The following is a 19780-nucleotide window of genomic DNA, read 5'->3' on the forward strand; positions in this document are numbered from 1 at the left end:
GGTCGGACTGCTCATGTTAACCTTGCGCCCATCGCGGAAAAGCCGGGCCAATGCCCCTCCTTTGCCCTACACCTTTCAACGAATTTGCCTATATCCGATGAATAAAGCGCTCTCCGATCTGTCCTCCCACACGCCGATGATGCAGCAATACTGGCGCCTGAAGAACCAGCACCCTGATCAGCTGATGTTCTATCGCATGGGCGACTTCTACGAAATCTTCTATGAAGACGCGAAGAAGGCCGCCAAGTTGCTGGACATCACCCTGACAGCTCGTGGGCAATCGGCGGGCCAGGCGATTCCGATGTGTGGGATTCCTTACCACGCCGCGGAAGGTTACCTGGCGAAACTGGTGAAGCTCGGCGAGTCGGTGGTGATTTGTGAGCAGGTCGGCGACCCGGCTACCAGCAAAGGCCCGGTGGATCGTCAGGTGGTGCGGATCATCACCCCCGGCACCGTCAGCGATGAAGCGCTGCTGGATGAGCGTCGGGACAACTTGATTGCCGCAGTGCTGGGTGACGAGCGTCTGTTTGGTCTGGCGGTGCTGGACATCACCAGCGGCAACTTCACCGTGTTGGAGATCAAGGGCTGGGAAAACCTGCTGGCGGAACTGGAGCGGGTCAATCCGGTAGAGCTGATGATCCCGGACGACTGGCCGAAAGACCTGCCGGCGGAGAAACGTCGTGGGGTTCGTCGCCGTGCGCCGTGGGATTTCGAGCGTGATTCGGCGCTGAAAAGTCTTTGCCAGCAGTTTTCCACCCAGGACCTGAAAGGTTTCGGCTGCGAGAACCTGACCCTGGCCATCGGCGCTGCCGGTTGCCTGCTCAGCTACGCCAAGGAAACCCAGCGCACCGCCCTGCCGCACTTGCGCAGCCTGCGCCATGAGCGCCTGGACGACACCGTGGTGCTGGACGGCGCGAGCCGTCGCAACCTGGAACTGGACACCAACCTGGCCGGTGGTCGCGACAACACTTTGCAATCGGTGGTCGACCGCTGCCAGACCGCCATGGGCAGCCGTCTGCTGACCCGCTGGCTGAACCGTCCGCTGCGGGATTTGACCGTGTTGCTGGCGCGTCAGACTTCGATTACCTGCCTGCTCGACGGTTACCACTTCGAAAGGCTGCAACCGCAGCTCAAGGAAATCGGTGACATCGAGCGGATTCTGGCGCGGATCGGCCTGCGTAATGCCCGTCCTCGTGACCTGGCGCGTCTGCGCGACGCCCTCGGTGCATTGCCAGCGTTACAAGTGGCGATGGCCGAGCTCGAAGCCCCGCACATCGTTCAACTGGCGACGACCACCAGCACCTATCCTGAACTGGCGGCATTGCTGGAAAAAGCCATTATCGACAACCCGCCCGCCGTCATCCGTGACGGCGGCGTGTTGAAAACCGGTTACGACAGCGAACTCGACGAACTGCAATCGCTCAGCGAGAACGCCGGGCAGTTCCTGATCGATCTCGAAGCCCGTGAGAAAGCCCGCACCGGCCTGTCGCACCTGAAGGTCGGCTACAACCGGATTCACGGTTACTTCATCGAATTGCCGAGCAAGCAGGCCGAATCGGCGCCGGCGGACTATATTCGCCGGCAAACGCTCAAAGGTGCCGAGCGCTTCATTACGCCGGAACTGAAAGCCTTCGAAGACAAAGCGCTGTCGGCCAAGAGCCGTGCCCTGGCTCGCGAGAAAATGCTCTACGAAGCGCTGCTCGAAGACCTGATCGCACAATTGCCACCGTTACAGGACACCGCGGCCGCACTGGCCGAGCTGGACGTGTTGAGCAACCTCGCCGAGCGAGCGTTGAATCTGGACCTGAACTGCCCGCGCTTCGTCAGCGAGCCGTGCATGCGCATCAGCCAGGGGCGTCACCCGGTAGTCGAGCAAGTACTCACCACGCCGTTCGTGGCCAACGACCTGAGCCTCGACGATAACACCCGCATGCTGGTGATCACCGGTCCGAACATGGGCGGTAAATCCACCTACATGCGTCAGACCGCATTGATCGTACTGCTGGCGCACATCGGCAGTTTCGTGCCGGCGGCCAGTTGCGAATTGTCTTTGGTGGATCGGATCTTCACCCGGATCGGTTCCAGCGATGACTTGGCGGGCGGGCGCTCGACCTTCATGGTCGAAATGAGCGAAACCGCGAACATCCTGCACAACGCCACCGAACGCAGCCTGGTGCTGATGGATGAAGTCGGTCGCGGCACCAGCACCTTCGACGGTCTGTCCCTGGCCTGGGCCGCGGCAGAACGTTTGGCGCAGTTGCGGGCCTACACCTTGTTCGCCACCCACTATTTCGAGCTGACGGTGCTGCCGGAAGCCCAGCCGCTGGTGGCCAACGTGCACCTCAATGCCACCGAGCACAACGAACGCATCGTGTTCCTGCACCACGTATTGCCTGGGCCTGCCAGCCAGAGCTATGGCCTGGCGGTTGCGCAGCTGGCCGGTGTGCCGAGTGAAGTGATCGTGCGCGCTCGTGAACACTTGAGCCGACTGGAATCCACAGCCCTGCCTCATGAGGTTCCGAAGCCGGCCAAAGGCAAACCGGCCGCGCCGCAGCAGAGCGACATGTTCGCCAGCCTGCCGCACCCGGTGCTGGATGAACTGGCCAAGCTCGACCTGGATGACCTGACACCGCGCAGGGCTATGGAAATGCTCTATACATTAAAGACACGGATCTAACGCACTTGCCTGCAAGCTGTTAGAATCTCGCGCGGTTTGGGATGCTGCAGGCTAATAGCCTGGCCTGCAGATTATCGCTCCCGAACCTGGCGACCCCATCCTGAAGGGGCTCCGCTGCCGCCGCCTGAGGAGAGAATTAGAAATGACCTTCGTCGTCACCGACAACTGCATCAAGTGCAAGTACACCGACTGCGTAGAAGTCTGTCCGGTGGACTGCTTTTACGAAGGCCCGAACTTCCTGGTGATTCACCCGGATGAGTGCATCGACTGCGCACTGTGCGAACCCGAATGCCCTGCCGTGGCCATCTTCTCCGAAGATGAAGTTCCGGAAGATATGCAGGAATTCATTCAGCTGAACGTTGAGCTGGCTGAAATCTGGCCGAACATTACCGAGAAGAAAGAATCGTTGCCCGACGCCGAAGAGTGGGATGGCGTCAAAGGCAAGATCAAAGACCTCGAACGCTGATTATCCCGCGTTCTCGAAAAGGCCCCTTGCGGGCCTTTTTGCTTTTCTGCAGGCAAAAAAAGGGGCGGTATGACCCGCCCACATTTTTTCCCTATTCCTTGTGTTCCTTTTCATCGTCCTGATGAATCGCTTCCTGCGATGTCCGTCTCCTTCAATCCCTGAAGGGTGTGTCTGTCCGTCGACACAATTCAGATACTAGAGAATTCCCCACCAAGAGCAATCGGCCACGGTCGCTAAAAATGCTTGTCACATACTGTTAATCTAAAAAAATAACCATGCAAATCAACTAGATATAAAAATATCACGCTGTGAATCGACGAGTGCCAGGGTGTAAAAATAACGAACACTTACGAAAGAGTAAGCAAAGACTTACAACGCAAGACTACAAACTTGAGGTGACGCTGAAAACAACGCACCTTTCATATTGCCGGCAACAAAAAGCCCCGAACAAGTCGAGGCTCTTTGCAACCGGTTGAACAAGTTTCCTATTGGAATAGCGACTCGCTCGACAGGCCATTTTTCTCGAGAATCTCCCGAAGACGCTTGAGACCTTCAACCTGAATTTGCCTGACCCGCTCCCGGGTCAAGCCTATTTCCAGGCCGACGTCTTCAAGTGTGCTGCTCTCGTGACCTCGCAAGCCGAAGCGGCGTACGACCACCTCGCGTTGCTTGTCGGTCAGCTCCGAGAGCCACTGATCGATGCTCTGTGACAGGTCGTCGTCCTGCAACAGTTCGCATGGATCGGTCGGGCGATCGTCGGTCAGGGTGTCCAGCAGGGTTTTATCCGAATCCGGACCCAGCGAGACGTCGACCGAAGAAACCCGCTCGTTCAGGCCGAGCATGCGCTTGACCTCTCCTACCGGTTTCTCCAGCAGGTTGGCGATTTCTTCGGGTGAGGGTTCGTGATCGAGCTTTTGAGTCAGCTCCCGTGCAGCCCGCAAGTACACGTTGAGCTCTTTGACCACATGGATCGGCAACCGGATGGTCCGGGTCTGATTCATGATCGCGCGCTCGATGGTCTGACGAATCCACCAGGTGGCGTAGGTCGAAAAGCGGAAGCCTCGTTCGGGATCGAACTTTTCCACTGCCCGGATCAGGCCGAGGTTGCCCTCTTCGATCAGGTCCAGCAGCGACAGCCCACGATTGACGTAACGCCGGGCGATTTTCACCACCAGCCGCAGGTTGCTTTCAATCATGCGCTTGCGCCCGGCCGGATCGCCACTTTGCGACAGGCGCGCAAAATGAACTTCTTCTTCCGGGGAGAGCAATGGGGAAAAGCCGATTTCGTTGAGGTACAGCTGCGTGGCATCGAGTGCCCGCGTGTAGTCGATGTACTTGTGTTGCTTAAGCGAAGCGGAGTGTTTGGATTTGGCACGAACGGAAGGTGGTGCATCCCCTTCATCATTCGACATCGAATCCATAGCGATGCCGGTCTCCATCAGGAGAACCTCATCGTCGATGTCAAACTCCGGCACTTCTTTACTGAGAGCCATTGTTATAGTCCTTTGGTGAGTTCGACCTCAAGCTCAAGCGGCGCCTTTATCCCTGGCAACGCTGGAGCCTGTTCCCTCTACGTGACGGAACAGGCTGGCTAACAAATCAACGACGCGGCAGGAATTGCAGCGGATCTACTGGTTTACCTTGTCGGCGAATCTCAAAATGCAGTTTCACCCGGTCTGTACCCGTTGACCCCATTTCGGCAATTGTCTGTCCGACCTTGACCTGCTGCCCCTCCCGAACCAACAGCCTGCGGTTATGTCCGTAGGCACTGACGTAGGTATCGCTGTGTTTGATGATGACTAATTCGCCGTAGCCCCTTAAGCCACTCCCGGCGTATACCACCGTCCCATCAGACGCAGCTAAAACAGGCTGTCCCAAATCTCCGGCGATATCAATTCCTTTATTCAAACTACCGTTTGAAGAGAATTTCCCGATAAGAGTGCCATTAGAAGGCCATCCCCAGCCTGTCGGGGCCGGGCCGGCAGGAGGCAGTGGAGCGGGTGCCGGCTTGCTGGCGACGGACGGTGCAAGCACCGTTGTACTGGTCGTTGCGCCGTTTGCCTGGCGTCGGATTACCGTGGTTTTACTCGATGACGAAGGCGAAGAACTGGACGAACTCACTACCGCTGTCGGCGTTGAATCGGTGCGACCGTCAAAGCGAATCGTCTGACCCGGATGAATCGTGTAAGGCGTAGGAATGTTGTTCCGTGCCGCGAGGGCTTTGTAGTCCCATCCGTAGCGAAAAGCGATGGAGAACAACGTGTCCTTGGGTCGAACAACATACTGGCCCGTGGTCACGACCGGACGCTGGGCGACCGCATTGTTACGATCCACCACTCGCACACTATTCGATTTGGTACTGGAGCACCCTACCAGCAAGGTACTCAAGACAAGACCAGTCACCAGACGCTGAAAGCTTGTTATACCCATTCGCTGCGCAATGACTGTGAGACTCACCCGCCGCTCCCTTTGTGGTGGCTGAAATGTGGATTGCCGTGTTCCGGCACGAAATGTCGCAAGTATAACGGGCCGAACAGGCTTTACCTTTAATGAAGCGCATTAGCTTCGCGCTCACGTTTGCTGCCTGACGATAAATTACGTTTAACTGATCGATGCCGCTGTAAGACCCGGGCAATCGAAGAGAATTCATCACGCTAAAACAAATGCTCAGGCCAACGGCCCGTTGAGCAATGGCACAAAGCGCACCGCCCCCAAAACACGTCTGGAAAAGCCCTGTTCTTCACGAATGATCAGCATCAATTGCTGAACCTCACCGGAGCCCACCGGAATCACCAGGCGCCCGCCCGGAGCCAACTGATCGAGCAGTGCCTGAGGCACGTCGGTGGCCACGGCAGTGACGATAATGCCGTTGTACGGCGCCAGCGCCGGCCAGCCCTCCCAACCATCGCCCCAGCGAAACACGACGTTGCGCAGGTTCAGTTCCACCAGGCGCTCCTTGGCCCGGTCCTGCAAAACCTTGATACGCTCCACGGAAAAAACCCGCTCGACCAGCTGCGACAGCACCGCCGTCTGGTAACCCGAACCGGTGCCGATTTCCATCACCTTGTCCAAAGGGCCGGCTTCCAGCAGCAGCTCGCTCATGCGCGCCACCATATAAGGCTGGGAGATGGTCTGGTTGTGCCCGATCGGTAGCGCCGTATCTTCATAGGCACGGTGGGCCAACGCCTCATCGACGAACAAGTGACGCGGCGTGCGACGAATGACTTCCAGCACCTTGGCGTTGGACACGCCCTCTTCATAAAGACGCTGAATCAGGCGTTCGCGGGTCCGTTGAGAGGTCATCCCGATGCCGCGACGCAGGATATCGTCTTGCTCACGAGTCATTAGCGCAACCCCTCCAGCCAGCCATCGAGACTTCTGAAGGCATCATTAAAGGTGCGATCCAGTTGCAACGGGGTGATTGAAACATAGCCTTGCATCACTGCGTGGAAGTCGGTGCCCGGGCCGCCATCTTCGGCATCCCCCGCCGCCGCGATCCAGTAACCGGGCTTGCCGCGCGGATCGACCACTTTCATCGGTGCCGCGGCCCGGGCGCGATGGCCAAGGCGGGTCAGCTGAATACCGCGGATATGCTCAAGCGGCAGATTGGGGATGTTCACGTTCAGTACCGTGCGCGGTGGCAGATCGAGGTCCGCGTGAGCCTCTACCAGTTTCCGCGCGAAATAGGCGGCTGTGGGAAGGTTCTCCAATTGCCGTGAGACGAACGAAAAGGCAAACGAAGGACGCCCGAGGAAACGTCCCTCAAGAGCCGCCGCCACAGTACCGGAATACAGCACGTCATCCCCCAGGTTCGCACCCAGGTTGATGCCGGAAACCACCATGTCCGGCTCGAGCTCCAACAAGCCGTTGAGGCCCAGGTGCACGCAGTCGGTGGGTGTGCCGTTGAGGCTGATAAAGCCGTTGGCCAAAGTTTGCGGGTGCAACGGACGGTCCAGCGTCAGCGAACTGCTGGCGCCGCTTTTGTCCTGGTCAGGGGCAATAACCACGCATTCGGTGTAATCCGCCAGCGCAGCATAAAGCGCGGCGAGACCGGGTGCGGCTACCCCATCGTCGTTAGAAATCAGAATACGCATGGGCTGTCCGTCTGCCCCACCGGCACCAGATCGACGAGTTCGCGCACCAATACGGTGGCGAAGCATCCGGCCGGGAGGACGAATTCCAGTTGCAGAATGTCAGGCTCGGGATAATGCCACGTCAACCCGCCAATGGGCAGCCGCAGGATGCGACGTTCGTGGCTCATTCCGGCGTTAATCAACCAATCGCGCAGATCCGCTTCGCGCGCGGCGATCGCCTGTTCCAATTCATGGACAGCGCCCGCCGCCGGCGAGTCACCTTCGCCCCACTGCGGGCCGGTCGGGTGCAGGTCGAGAATCGCCAAGCGCGGGTCGCTGCACTCGGCTTCACCCGCCGGGAAGAAGCTGCGGCTGTCGGTGAACGCCAGCAGATCGCCCACCTGAGCGCGCTGCCAGGTGCCATCGGCGACGCGCGCCGCCAACACTTGATTGAACAAAAAACTGCGCGCAGTGGAAAGCAGCCGCGAACGCACATTGCGTTGCTCCGGCAGGGCCTTGCGCGCCGCCCAGGCACGGGCGTCGACCACGTTGCCGCCGTCAAAGCCGAACCGCTGGGCGCCGAAATAATTGGGAATACCTTGCTTGGCGATCAGTTGCAGACGCTCTTCGATCGCCGCCTTGTCACCGCTGAACTGGGTCAAACGCAAGGTGAAGCCATTGGCCGAATGGGCACCGCGTTGCAGCTTGCGTTTATGCCGACCGGTCTTGAGGATTTTCAGCGTGTCGTTTTCCGCCGCCGACAGGTCGGGATCGGCCTTGCCTGGCAGTTGCACGCTGAACCACTGGCGAGTCAGCGCCTGACGGTCCTTGAGGCCGGCATAGCTGACGGTGCGCAACGGCACACCCGCTGCCTTGGCGATGCGCCGCGCCGCTTCTTCGGTATTCAGGCCACGCTTTTCCACCCAGATCCATAGGTGTTCGCCGTCGCCACTCAGGGGAATATCAAGGACTTCATCGACCTGAAAATCTTCCGCCGTAGCTTTCAGTACCGCGCTGCCGAGGGCTTGACCATAGGCTCGCGGGCCGAGCAATTGCGCCTCGTTCATGCGCGCAACAACAAGGCAACGGCGTGCACGGCAATGCCTTCTTCGCGACCGACAAAGCCAAGCTTTTCAGTAGTGGTAGCTTTTACATTCACTTGATCCAACTCAACTTGAAGATCCGCGGCAATGAGCGCGCGCATCGATTCGATATGCGGGGCCATTTTCGGGGCCTGGGCGACGATGGTGTTATCGACGTTGCCGACTTTCCAGCCTTTGGCATGGATCAGTGCGACGACGTGACGCAACAGCACACGGCTGTCGGCGCCCTTGAATTGCGGGTCGGTGTCCGGAAAATGCTTGCCGATATCACCCAGCGCGGCAGCGCCGAGCAAGGCATCGCTCAAGGCGTGCAGCAGGACATCACCGTCGGAATGGGCGAGCAGCCCGAAGCTGTGTGCAATCCGCACGCCGCCCAGAGTGATGAAATCGCCTTCAGCGAAACGGTGCACATCGTAGCCGTGGCCAATACGCATAAAAAAAACGCCCCGATTTTTGTCAGGGCGTGATTCTACCTGCTTTGTCGGACATTAGGCGCTTAGCGCACGCCCATGATGTTGCAAGTGGTCGTCAATGAAGCTGGCGATGAAGAAATAGCTGTGGTCGTAGCCCGGTTGCAGACGCAACGTCAACGGATGACCGGCCAGTTTGGCGGCTTGTTGCAGGGCTTCAGGCTTGAGCTGGGTGGCGAGGAAATCATCGCGATCCCCTTGATCAATCAGCAACGGCAGCTTCTCGTCGGCCTCGGCTATCAATGCACAGGCATCCCATTCGCGCCACTTCGAACGGTCTTCTCCCAAGTAACGGGAAAAGGCTTTCTGGCCCCAAGGGCAATCCATCGGATTGTTGATCGGCGAAAACGCCGACACCGATTGATAACGCCCTGGATTGCGCAATGCACAGACCAACGCGCCATGGCCGCCCATGGAGTGACCGCTGATGCCACGTTTGTCCGACGCCGGGAAATGCGCTTCGACCAATGCCGGCAATTCCTGCACGACATAGTCATGCATCCGATAGTGCCGGGACCACGGTTCCTGCGTGGCATTCAGATAAAATCCGGCACCGAGACCGAAGTCCCAGGCGCCCTCCGGATCACCCGGCACATCAGGACCGCGCGGGCTGGTGTCCGGTGCGACGATGATCAGCCCAAGCTCGGCGGCCATGCGCATGGCGCCGGCCTTTTGCATGAAGTTCTCATCGGTGCAGGTCAGGCCGGACAACCAGTACAGCACCGGCAGTTTACCGCCCTGCTCTGCTTGCGGCGGCAGGTACACGGCAAACACCATGTCGCAACCGAGCACGTCGGAGCGGTGCCGGTAACGCTTGTGCCAGCCGCCGAAGCTTTTCTGACAGGAGATATTTTCCAGGTTCATGACCGACCTCAGAAATGGATGACGCTACGGATGCTTTTGCCTTCATGCATCAGGTCGAATGCCTTGTTGATATCTTCCAGGCCCATGGTGTGGGTGATGAAGGTATCCAGCGGGATCTCGCCGCTCTGGGCCATTTCAACGTAGCTTGGCAACTCGGTACGCCCGCGCACACCACCGAACGCCGAACCGCGCCAGACGCGACCGGTCACCAATTGGAACGGACGGGTGGAGATTTCCTGACCCGCGCCGGCCACGCCGATGATCACCGACTCCCCCCAACCTTTGTGGCAGCACTCAAGTGCAGCACGCATCAACTGAACGTTGCCGATGCACTCGAAGGAAAAGTCGACGCCGCCATCAGTCATGTCGACGATCACTTCCTGAATCGGACGATCGAAGTCTTTCGGGTTTACACAATCGGTAGCGCCCAATTGCTTGGCAATCTCGAACTTGGCCGGGTTGATGTCGATGGCGATGATCCGGCCAGCCTTGGCTTTTACCGCGCCGATCACAGCCGACAGGCCGATACCGCCCAGGCCGAAGATGGCGACGGTGTCACCCGGCTTGACCTTGGCGGTGTTGATTACCGCGCCGATGCCGGTGGTGACGCCACAGCCCAGCAGGCAGACTTTTCCCAGCGGTGCTTCTTTAGGAATTTTGGCGACGGAGATTTCCGGCAGCACGGTGTACTCGGAGAAAGTCGAGGTGCCCATGTAATGGAAAATCGTTTCGCCCTTGTAGGAAAAACGCGAAGTGCCATCGGGCATCAGACCTTTACCCTGGGTCGCACGAATCGCCTGACAGAGGTTGGTTTTGCCCGACAGACAGAATTTGCACTTGCCGCATTCCGGGGTGTACAGCGGGATCACATGATCGCCGACGGCGACCGAGGTCACACCCTCGCCGATCGCTTCGACCACTGCGCCACCTTCGTGACCCAGGATCGACGGGAAGATACCTTCCGGATCCGCGCCCGAGAGGGTGTAGGCATCGGTATGGCAGACACCGGAGGCGACTACGCGCAGCAGAACTTCACCAGCCTTGGGCATGGCGACATCGACTTCAACGATCTCGAGGGGTTTCTTGGCCTCGAAGGCAACGGCGGCGCGCGACTTGATCATGCTGACTCTCCAGTGAATAAAAACAAGACAAGGAGTGTAATACAGCGGCTTACGATGAATAATCAGGACAAAAGCAAAACATTATTGCCATACAGGGATAATCCTGATGTCCGAAAACCGCTGGGAAGGCATCGATGAATTCGTCGCCGTGGCCGAATGCAGCCAATTCACCGCTGCGGCTGAACGCCTTGGCGTGTCTTCCTCCCACATCAGTCGCCAAATCGTACGACTGGAAGAACGCCTGCAAACCCGTTTGCTCTATCGCAGCACCCGTCGGGTCACGCTGACCGAAGCCGGGCAAACCTTTCTACAACATTGCCAGCGTTTGCAGGACGGTCGCGAAGAAGCCTTGCGCGCTGTCGGCGACCTGACCAGCGAGCCCAAGGGCATGTTGCGCATGACCTGTGCCGTGGCCTACGGCGAACGATTCATCGTGCCACTGGTGACTCGCTTCATGGGGCTGTATCCACAGCTGCGCGTCGACATCGAATTGAGCAACCGCCCGCTCGATCTGGTACATGAAGGGCTGGACCTGGCCATCCGTCTCGGCCGTCTGCAGGATTCAAGATTAGTCGCCACCCGTCTGGCACCACGGCGCATGTACCTGTGCGCCTCGCCGTCCTACCTGGAACGGTACGGTCGCCCACATAGTTTGTCGGAACTGAGCCGTCATAACTGCCTCATCGGCAGCTCGGACATCTGGCAACTGGAACAGAACGGGCGGGAATTTTCCCAGCGCGTGCAGGGAAACTGGCGCTGCAACAGTGGGCAAGCGGTGCTGGATGCCGCGCTACAAGGGGTTGGGTTGTGTCAGTTGCCGGATTACTACGTGCTGGAACACCTGAAAAGCGGCGCGTTAATTTCACTGCTGGAAACCCACCAACCGCCGAACACCGCCGTGTGGGCACTTTACCCACAGCAACGGCATCTGTCGCCGAAGGTGCGCAAGTTGGTGGATTACTTGAAGGAAGGGTTGGCCGAACGGCCAGAGTATCGCGCTTAAGATCAAAAGATCGCAGCCTTCGCCAGCGCCTACAGGTCTCGAGTACACCCGTTAATCCGTGGTGCACACAATCAATGAGCTGCCGCAGGCTGCGATCTTTTAACGGCGGTTCGCCCAACGCTGGCGTAACCATTCAAGGTCTTCGGGGCGAGTGACTTTTATGTTATCGGATCGACCTTCGATCAAACGCGGCGCCAGACCTGCCCACTCCATCGCCGAGGCTTCATCGGTGATCAGTACATCCGCCACCAAACTGTCCGCCAATGCCCGATGCAATGCGCCAAGACGAAACATCTGCGGCGTGTAAGCCTGCCAGATCACACTGCGGTCCACGGTTTCGACGACACGGCCGCGTTTGTCGACCCGCTTGAGAGTATCCCGCGCAGGCACCGCCAACAGACCGCCTACCGGATCGTCGGCCAGTTCACTGAGCAGTTTATCGAGATCATCACGCGCCAGATTCGGCCGCGCAGCATCGTGCACCAACACCCAATCCTCATCGTCAGCACCTTGGGCATGCAGATGCAGCAATGCATTGAGCACCGAGCCTGAACGCTCGGCACCACCCTCAACCCGCTGAATACGCGGATCGGCAGCACACGCCAGGTTCGGCCAATAAGGATCGTCGATGGCAAGACTGACCACCAACCCCTTCAGGGTCGGGTGATCGAGGAAACAGCCGAGGCTGTGTTCGAGAATAGTGCGCCCGCCCAGTTGCAAGTATTGCTTGGGACGGTCCGCGGCCATACGGGCACCGACGCCCGCGGCAGGAATCACGGCCCAGAAGGCCGGTAACGACTTGCTCATTGGGCCAACTGGTAAAGGGTTTCACCGTCCTTGACCATGCCCAACTCATGACGAGCCCGCTCTTCAACGGTCTCCATGCCTTTTTTCAATTCGCTGACTTCGGCATCCATCACCCGATTGCGTTCCAGCAAAGACTCGTTCTCGGCGTGTTGATCCGCAATCTGCTGCTTCAGCTCGGCCACTTGCGCCAGACTGCCATTACCCACCCACAGGCGGTACTGCAGGCCAGCCAGCAGCAAGAGCAAGACGAGGAACAACCAATTGGGACTGCGCATCGAATATCAGGTATCCAGTGAAAAAAGACAGCCATGCCAAGACTTTGAAGCTTCTGATAGCACGAAGCCTGGAAGAACCAGGCTTGTGCTCTTAAGGCATCAGATTAGTGGCAAATCCATCGCTGTCGCGATTTTTTCGACACAATCCGGTGTCTTTTTTACCACGTAGCAATTAGCCGCGGAATTCGCTGCGACCGTTGTACTTGGCTTTGCCATTCAACTGCTCTTCGATACGCAGCAGTTGGTTGTACTTGGAAACGCGGTCGGAACGGCACAGGGAGCCGGTCTTGATCTGGCCAGCCGCAGTGCCCACAGCCAGGTCGGCAATGGTCGAATCTTCGGTTTCGCCGGAGCGGTGCGAGATCACGGCGGTGTAACCCGCAGCCTTGGCCATCTGGATGGCTTCCAGGGTTTCGGTCAGGGTGCCGATCTGGTTGAACTTGATCAGGATCGAGTTGGCGATCTTTTTATCGATGCCTTCTTTCAGGATCTTGGTGTTGGTCACGAACAGGTCGTCGCCTACCAGCTGGGTCTTCTCGCCGATCTTGTCGGTGAGGATTTTCCAGCCAGCCCAGTCGGACTCGTCCAGACCGTCTTCGATGGAGATGATCGGGTAACGCTCGGTCAGACCTTTCAGGTAGTCGGCGAAACCTTCAGCGGTGAACACCTGGCCTTCGCCGGACAGGTTGTACTTGCCATCTTCGTAGAATTCGCTGGCCGCGCAGTCCAGGGCCAGGGTCACATCGGTGCCCAGCTTGTAACCGGCGTTGGCGACAGCTTCGGAGATCACTTTCAAAGCGTCTTCGTTGGAGGCCAGGTTCGGTGCGAAACCACCTTCGTCACCGACGGCAGTGCTCAGGCCACGAGCCTTCAGAACGGCTTTGAGGTGATGGAAAATCTCGGTGCCCATGCGCAGACCTTCCGAGAAAGACTTGGCGCCTACTGGCTGAACCATGAATTCCTGGATGTCGACGTTGTTATCGGCGTGCTCGCCACCGTTGATGATGTTCATCATCGGAACCGGCATCGAGTACACACCCGGAGTGCCGTTCAGGTTGGCGATGTGCGCGTACAGCGGCAGATCCTGGTCCTGTGCTGCTGCCTTGGCCGCGGCCAGGGAAACGGCGAGGATCGCGTTGGCGCCCAGGGTCGCTTTGTTTTCGGTGCCGTCGAGCTTGATCATCGCGTGATCCAGCGCTTTCTGGTCGCTTGGGTCTGTACCCAGCAACAGATCGCGGATCGGACCGTTGATGTTGGCGACAGCTTTCAGAACACCTTTGCCCAGGTAACGGCTCTTGTCGCCATCACGCAGCTCGAGTGCTTCACGCGAGCCAGTGGAAGCACCGGATGGCGCGCAAGCGCTGCCGATGATGCCGTTATCGAGAAGCACGTCTGCTTCCACAGTGGGATTGCCACGGGAGTCGAGAACTTCACGACCTTTGATGTCGACGATTTTTGCCATTGTTGTAAACACTCCAAAGTTGACGAAAACGACACAGCTGATGGAAATCTTTTATCGTCGGCAAGCGACTGACAGCGGGCAGGCTTGCGGACGATAAGGCTCAAGCCCGAGGGCTTGAGCCTTAAACCGTGCGGTACTTTACCGGAGAAATGAGGTTTACGCGGTTTCTACCGTCGGAAAACTCTTCACCAGTTCGTCCAGTGCTTTGAGCTGGGCCAGGAAGGGTTCCAGTTTGTCCAGACGCAAGGCACAAGGGCCGTCGCATTTGGCATTGTCCGGGTCCGGGTGCGCTTCGAGGAACAGACCAGCCAGCGACTGGCTCATGCCGGCCTTGGCCAGGTCGGTGACCTGGGCACGACGACCGCCAGCGGAATCGGAGCGACCGCCAGGCATTTGCAGCGCATGGGTCACGTCGAAGAACACCGGGTATTCGAACTGCTTCATGATGCCGAAGCCAAGCATGTCGACCACCAGGTTGTTGTAGCCGAAGCTCGAACCACGCTCGCACAGGATCAACTGATCGTTACCGGCTTCTACGCACTTGTTCAGGATGTGTTTCATTTCCTGAGGCGCGAGGAACTGGGCTTTCTTGATGTTGATCACCGCGCCGGTCTTGGCCATCGCGACCACGAGGTCGGTCTGGCGCGACAGGAAGGCCGGCAATTGGATGATGTCGCAGACTTCAGCCACGACCGCGGCCTGATCAGGCTCGTGGACGTCGGTGATGACCGGCACGCCGAAGGCCTGCTTGATGTCCTGGAAAATCCGCATGCCCTCTTCCAGGCCGGGGCCACGGTAAGAGGTCACAGAAGAACGGTTCGCCTTGTCGAAACTGGCCTTGAACACGTAAGGGATACCGAGTTTCTCGGTCACCTTTACGTACTCTTCGCAGACCTGCATCGCCATGTCGCGGCTTTCCAGCACGTTCATGCCACCGAACAGAACCATTGGCTTGTCGTTGGCAATCTCGATATCGCCTACGCGGATGATCTTCTGCGCCATCAGGTTTACGCCTTCTTCTGGTGTTGAGCCAAAGCGGCTTTAACGAAACCGCTGAACAACGGGTGACCGTCGCGTGGTGTCGAGGTGAACTCAGGGTGGAACTGGCAAGCGACGAACCATGGATGATCCGGCGCTTCGACCACTTCAACCAGCGCGCCATCACCGGAGCGACCGGTGATTTTCAGGCCAGCCTCAATGATCTGCGGCAGCAGGTTGTTGTTCACTTCGTAGCGATGACGGTGACGCTCGACGATCACGTCCTTGGCGTAGCAATCGTGCACCAGGGAACTTGCCTCAAGCAGGCATTCCTGAGCGCCAAGGCGCATGGTGCCGCCCAGATCGGACGTTTCGGTACGGGTTTCGACCGCGCCGGTGGCATCTTCCCACTCGGTGATCAGCCCCACTACCGGGTGACCGCTGGTGCGATCGAACTCGGTGGAGTTGGCGTCTTTCCAGCCCATGACGTTACGAGCGAACTCGATCACCGCCACTTGCATGCCCAGGCAGATGCCCAGGTACGGAATCTTGTTTTCGCGAGCGTATTGAACGGCAGTGATCTTGCCTTCAACGCCACGCAGACCGAAGCCGCCTGGCACCAGAATCGCGTCGACACCTTCCAGCAGCGCAGTGCCCTGGTTTTCGATGTCTTCGGAATCGATGTAGCGCAGGTTGACCTTGGTGCGGTTGCTGATGCCCGCGTGACTCATCGCTTCGATCAGCGACTTGTAGGCGTCCAGCAGTTCCATGTACTTGCCGACCATGGCGATGGTGACTTCGTGCTCAGGGTTGAGCTTGGCATCGACCACGGCTTCCCACTCGGACAGATCGGCGCTGTCGCATTGCAGGCCGAAACGCTCGACAACGAAATCATCCAGGCCCTGGGAATGCAGAATGCCCGGGATCTTGTAGATGGTGTCGGCGTCTTCCAGCGCGATCACAGCACGTTCTTCAACGTTGGTGAACTGCGCGATCTTGCGACGCGAAGAGATGTCGATCGGGTGATCGGAGCGGCATACCAGCACGTCTGGCTGCAGGCCAATGGAACGCAGTTCCTTGACCGAGTGCTGAGTCGGCTTGGTTTTGGTTTCGCCGGCGGTGGCGATGTACGGCACCAGCGTCAGGTGCATCAGCATCGCGCGCTTGGCGCCGACTTCGAAACGCAATTGACGGATCGCTTCGAGGAACGGTTGCGATTCGATGTCACCCACGGTGCCACCGATCTCGACCATGGCCACGTCGGCATCGCCGGCGCCCTTGATGATCCGGCGCTTGATTTCGTCGGTGATGTGCGGGATCACCTGAATGGTTGCGCCCAGGTAATCACCACGGCGCTCTTTGCGCAGGACGTGTTCGTAGACACGGCCAGTGGTGAAGTTGTTGTTCTGGGTCATGGTCGTGCGGATGAACCGCTCGTAGTGGCCCAGGTCCAGGTCGGTCTCGGCGCCGTCGTGGGTGACGAACACTTCACCGTGCTGGAACGGGCTCATGGTGCCCGGGTCAACGTTGATGTACGGGTCCAGCTTCAGCATGGTGACCTTAAGTCCCCGCGCCTCCAGGATGGCCGCCAATGAAGCCGAGGCAATGCCTTTCCCCAATGAAGAAACAACACCGCCCGTGACGAATATGTAGCGCGTCATGAAAAACCCTAGAAGTCTGCGTTAAAGCGGTCCGAGCCGCCGGGGAAAGCGAAGGAAGGCCGAAGCCCCCGATCACCTGCATTAATCACAGTGCATCTTTCAAAAAAACCGCCGCGTTGGGACAGACCGGTAGATGAAACACCGGAAGGTTGCTCGCTACACATTTTTTGGAATCGCCCAGCAAAGACTGCTTGGTAATCGGCAACTCCTGCGATTCAGGCGAATCCACAGAAGTTGTATCAAGAAGGGAGCGTAGTCTACCGGAAAGCCCCTTTCAGCTCAAACCTTGATCTTCGATCTGCGGCTGCCAATGCAAAGTCCAGCCACCCTGCTCATCGCCATTTAGTCCCCGCAGGTTCGCCACCGCCAGCAATTGCTGGCCTCTGTAGACCAGCGGCAATCTGCCACGGACGAAGCCCGGCACACCGATCTCGTTGAGTAAACGCTTCAAGTCACGGTGGCCGCGATCGGAAAAATTCATGACCTCACCGCCCTCACGATAGCGGATTTTCAGCGGGCCATCGGGGACCTGACCGGTGAGTGTGAGTACGCCGTTATCCGGCAAAGCCAGCGCTACCGAGGGATCAGCCCAATCCAGCGGGGATGACGGAGTGCGCAGCCAACTTCCTGAGAGCCACCAGAGACGCCCACCCGCGCGATGCAATTCACCCGCCGCCAGTCGCCAGACCGGACGCGCATCGGCGGTCGCATCGCGCAAATTTTCCCAACCCGACCAATGGTCACTGTCAGGCATAGTCGTCAGCGGTTTGAGCCAATGACTTAGGGCGTTGCGCTGACGCGCATCAGACAGTTTTTCCAGTGGTGCCAGCTCCAGCGACGGCAAACCCAGCCAATCGAAATCGCTGACAGTGGTGGCGTGGGCCAGATCGATTTGCGCCAATTCGTCGAGCAGCCCCTGCGCTTCACTCAGATGCGCAGCGCTGCGGGCCATGGTCGCCATTGCTTGTGGCCAGCGTTGGATCAACACGGGGAACACTCGATGACGCAGGTAATTGCGCGAGAACTGTTGGTCCTGGTTCGAAGGATCTTCGATCCAGCTCAACTGATATTCGGTCGCGTAGGCCTCAAGCTCGGCGCGAGTGACGTCAAGCAAGGGTCGCAGCAGATGCCCCCGGCCCAAAGGACGCTCGCTCGGCATCCCCGACAAGCCTCTCACCCCTGCCCCACGCATCAGCCGGAACAACAGGGTTTCCGCCTGATCGTCACGGTGTTGGCCAGTGAGCAACACTTCACCAGCATGAGTCGCCGCGATGAAGGCGCCATAACGCGCATCCCGGGCCGCACGCTCAAGGCTGGCGCCGGGCTCAACCTGAACACGCACGACCTCTAGCGGCACGCCCAACGCATCACAGACCGACTGGCAATGTTCCGGCCACGCATCAGCCGCAGCCTGGAGGCCGTGGTGGACATGGATGGCAGTCAGTGCCGGCAGGGATTGGTTTTTTGCGAGATGGGCGAGCAGGTGCACCAGGACGGTGGAGTCGAGACCACCGGAGAACGCGATGCGCCAGGTTGTAGCGTTGCGCCACAGAGCCAGATTCAGGAGAAGCTTGGCTGGCAGATCAATCTTCTTAGGGCTCATAGACATCAGTCGCTTCACATAGACCCACTGTGGGAGCGAGCCTGCTCGCGAAGGCTGCTTAACACTCAACATATTTGTTGATTGTTATACCGCAATCGCGAGCAGGCTCGCTCCCACATTGGTTTTGCGTCGTTTGCCCAAGCAGTCAGATCAGAGACCGTAGCTCATCAGACGCTCGTAACGACGGGCCAACAGCGCGTCGTTGTCGAACTTCTTCAGCATCGCCAATTGCGAGCTCAGCTCGGCACGGATCGAAGCCGCCGCAGCAGCCGGATCACGATGAGCGCCGCCCAACGGCTCGCTGATCACTTTATCGACAATGCCCAGGCCCTTCAGACGCTCGGCAGTGATGCCCATGGCTTCAGCCGCATCCGGGGCCTTCTCGGAAGTTTTCCACAGAATCGAGGCGCAACCTTCCGGCGAAATCACCGCGTAGGTCGAGTATTGCAGCATGTTCAGCTGATCGCAGACGCCGATCGCCAGTGCACCACCGGAACCACCCTCACCGATCACGGTGGCGATGATTGGGGTTTTCAGGCGAGCCATGACACGCAGGTTCCAGGCAATCGCTTCGCTCTGGTTGCGCTCTTCGGCGTCGATGCCAGGGTAAGCACCCGGGGTGTCGATGAAGGTCAGGATCGGCATTTTGAAACGCTCGGCCATTTCCATCAGACGGCATGCCTTGCGGTAGCCTTCCGGACGTGGCATGCCGAAGTTGCGGCGAACCTTCTCGCGCACTTCGCGGCCCTTCTGGTGGCCGATGATCATCACCGGCTGGTCGTCCAGACGGGCAATACCACCAACGATGGCAGCGTCGTCGGAGAAATGACGGTCGCCGTGCAGTTCGTCGAACTCGGTGAAGATGTGTTCGATGTAATCCAGGGTGTACGGGCGACGCGGATGACGTGCCAGACGAGCGATCTGCCAGCTGGTCAGCTTGCCGAAGATGTCTTCGGTCAGCGTGCTGCTCTTGTCCTGCAGGCGGGAAATCTCATCGCCGATATTCAGCGAATTGTCATTACCGACCAAGCGCAACTCTTCGATCTTGGCTTGCAGGTCGGCAATCGGCTGTTCGAAATCTAGAAAATTCGGGTTCATAGGCGTCCGTCTAGGGTCGCGTCCAAGAGAGCTTGGGCCGGCCGGTTGTCTATTCGCGCCCTACCTTAAGGGACAGGCGCGTTCAGGTCGAGATTAAAAATTCGGGTCGGGATCAGGCG

The 19780-nt window shown here is 58.6% G+C and carries 18 protein-coding genes; 3 read left to right on the forward strand and 15 right to left on the reverse strand.

All coding sequences use genetic code 11. The features are described from left to right. The first annotated feature begins 97 nt into the window (after positions 1-97). Entirely contained in the window at positions 98-2677 is a 2580-nt protein-coding gene (gene mutS, locus KGB14_RS03630) for a DNA mismatch repair protein MutS (protein WP_223484133.1), read from the forward strand. Between the two features lie 142 nt (positions 2678-2819). Then, entirely contained in the window at positions 2820-3143 is a 324-nt protein-coding gene (gene fdxA / locus KGB14_RS03635) for a ferredoxin FdxA (RefSeq protein WP_003222178.1), read from the forward strand. 485 nt (positions 3144-3628) lie between these two features. On the opposite strand, the gene rpoS is transcribed toward fdxA, so the two are convergent. From rpoS to KGB14_RS03675, 8 genes are all read right to left on the reverse strand, one after another. After that, on the reverse strand, positions 3629-4636 hold the full coding sequence (gene rpoS, locus KGB14_RS03640; RefSeq protein WP_223484134.1) for an RNA polymerase sigma factor RpoS: 1008 nt from the start codon (positions 4634-4636) through the stop codon (positions 3629-3631). Positions 4637-4742: 106 nt separating this feature from the next. Beyond that, on the reverse strand, positions 4743-5600 hold the full coding sequence (locus tag KGB14_RS03645; RefSeq protein WP_223484135.1) for a peptidoglycan DD-metalloendopeptidase family protein: 858 nt from the start codon (positions 5598-5600) through the stop codon (positions 4743-4745). A 210-nt stretch (positions 5601-5810) separates the two neighbouring features. After that, positions 5811-6446, reverse strand: a complete 636-nt coding sequence (locus KGB14_RS03650; RefSeq protein WP_172901226.1) for a protein-L-isoaspartate(D-aspartate) O-methyltransferase — start codon at positions 6444-6446, stop codon at positions 5811-5813. Between the two features lie 41 nt (positions 6447-6487). Further along, positions 6488-7237 carry a 5'/3'-nucleotidase SurE gene (gene surE / locus KGB14_RS03655; RefSeq protein WP_223484136.1) on the reverse strand — a complete coding sequence of 250 codons (750 nt, stop codon included), beginning with the start codon at positions 7235-7237 and terminating at the stop codon, positions 6488-6490. Beyond that, positions 7225-8283, reverse strand: a complete 1059-nt coding sequence (gene truD / locus KGB14_RS03660) for a tRNA pseudouridine(13) synthase TruD (protein ID WP_223484137.1) — start codon at positions 8281-8283, stop codon at positions 7225-7227. The genes surE and truD overlap by 13 nt, the downstream gene beginning before the upstream one ends. Then, positions 8280-8753, reverse strand: a complete 474-nt coding sequence (gene ispF / locus KGB14_RS03665; RefSeq protein ID WP_095054143.1) for a 2-C-methyl-D-erythritol 2,4-cyclodiphosphate synthase — start codon at positions 8751-8753, stop codon at positions 8280-8282. The genes truD and ispF overlap by 4 nt, the downstream gene beginning before the upstream one ends. 54 nt (positions 8754-8807) lie before the next feature. Further along, entirely contained in the window at positions 8808-9653 is an 846-nt protein-coding gene (fghA, locus tag KGB14_RS03670) for an S-formylglutathione hydrolase (protein WP_223484138.1), read from the reverse strand. Positions 9654-9661: 8 nt separating this feature from the next. Beyond that, positions 9662-10774, reverse strand: coding sequence for an S-(hydroxymethyl)glutathione dehydrogenase/class III alcohol dehydrogenase (locus tag KGB14_RS03675; protein WP_223484139.1), 1113 nt, complete (start codon positions 10772-10774; stop codon positions 9662-9664). Between the two features lie 106 nt (positions 10775-10880). Between KGB14_RS03675 and KGB14_RS03680 the strand changes: the two genes are divergently transcribed. Continuing rightward, positions 10881-11777, forward strand: a complete 897-nt coding sequence (locus KGB14_RS03680; RefSeq protein ID WP_223484140.1) for a LysR substrate-binding domain-containing protein — start codon at positions 10881-10883, stop codon at positions 11775-11777. Positions 11778-11876: 99 nt separating this feature from the next. On the opposite strand, the gene ispD is transcribed toward KGB14_RS03680, so the two are convergent. The 7 genes from ispD to KGB14_RS03715 form a co-directional block, all read right to left on the reverse strand. Then, entirely contained in the window at positions 11877-12584 is a 708-nt protein-coding gene (gene ispD, locus KGB14_RS03685) for a 2-C-methyl-D-erythritol 4-phosphate cytidylyltransferase (RefSeq protein WP_223484141.1), read from the reverse strand. Then, on the reverse strand, positions 12581-12859 hold the full coding sequence (gene ftsB, locus KGB14_RS03690; RefSeq protein ID WP_192344221.1) for a cell division protein FtsB: 279 nt from the start codon (positions 12857-12859) through the stop codon (positions 12581-12583). The genes ispD and ftsB overlap by 4 nt, the downstream gene beginning before the upstream one ends. 172 nt (positions 12860-13031) lie before the next feature. Beyond that, the gene (gene eno / locus KGB14_RS03695; protein ID WP_008072676.1) at positions 13032-14321 is read right to left on the reverse strand and encodes a phosphopyruvate hydratase; all 1290 of its coding nucleotides are present in this window, start codon (positions 14319-14321) and stop codon (positions 13032-13034) included. A 156-nt stretch (positions 14322-14477) separates the two neighbouring features. Beyond that, on the reverse strand, positions 14478-15323 hold the full coding sequence (gene kdsA, locus KGB14_RS03700) for a 3-deoxy-8-phosphooctulonate synthase (RefSeq protein ID WP_007970708.1): 846 nt from the start codon (positions 15321-15323) through the stop codon (positions 14478-14480). A 5-nt stretch (positions 15324-15328) separates the two neighbouring features. Further along, complete coding sequence (locus KGB14_RS03705) at positions 15329-16960, reverse strand: CTP synthase (protein ID WP_223484142.1); 1632 nt, start codon at positions 16958-16960, stop codon at positions 15329-15331. 274 nt (positions 16961-17234) lie between these two features. Beyond that, complete coding sequence (tilS, locus tag KGB14_RS03710) at positions 17235-18563, reverse strand: tRNA lysidine(34) synthetase TilS (RefSeq protein WP_223484166.1); 1329 nt, start codon at positions 18561-18563, stop codon at positions 17235-17237. A gap of 150 nt (positions 18564-18713) precedes the next feature. Continuing rightward, positions 18714-19661, reverse strand: a complete 948-nt coding sequence (locus tag KGB14_RS03715) for an acetyl-CoA carboxylase carboxyltransferase subunit alpha (RefSeq protein WP_223484143.1) — start codon at positions 19659-19661, stop codon at positions 18714-18716. Between the last annotated feature and the right edge of the window lie 119 nt (positions 19662-19780).

The sequence above is a fragment of the Pseudomonas sp. A-RE-19 genome, from assembly GCF_019956555.1.
Classification (GTDB): domain Bacteria; phylum Pseudomonadota; class Gammaproteobacteria; order Pseudomonadales; family Pseudomonadaceae; genus Aquipseudomonas.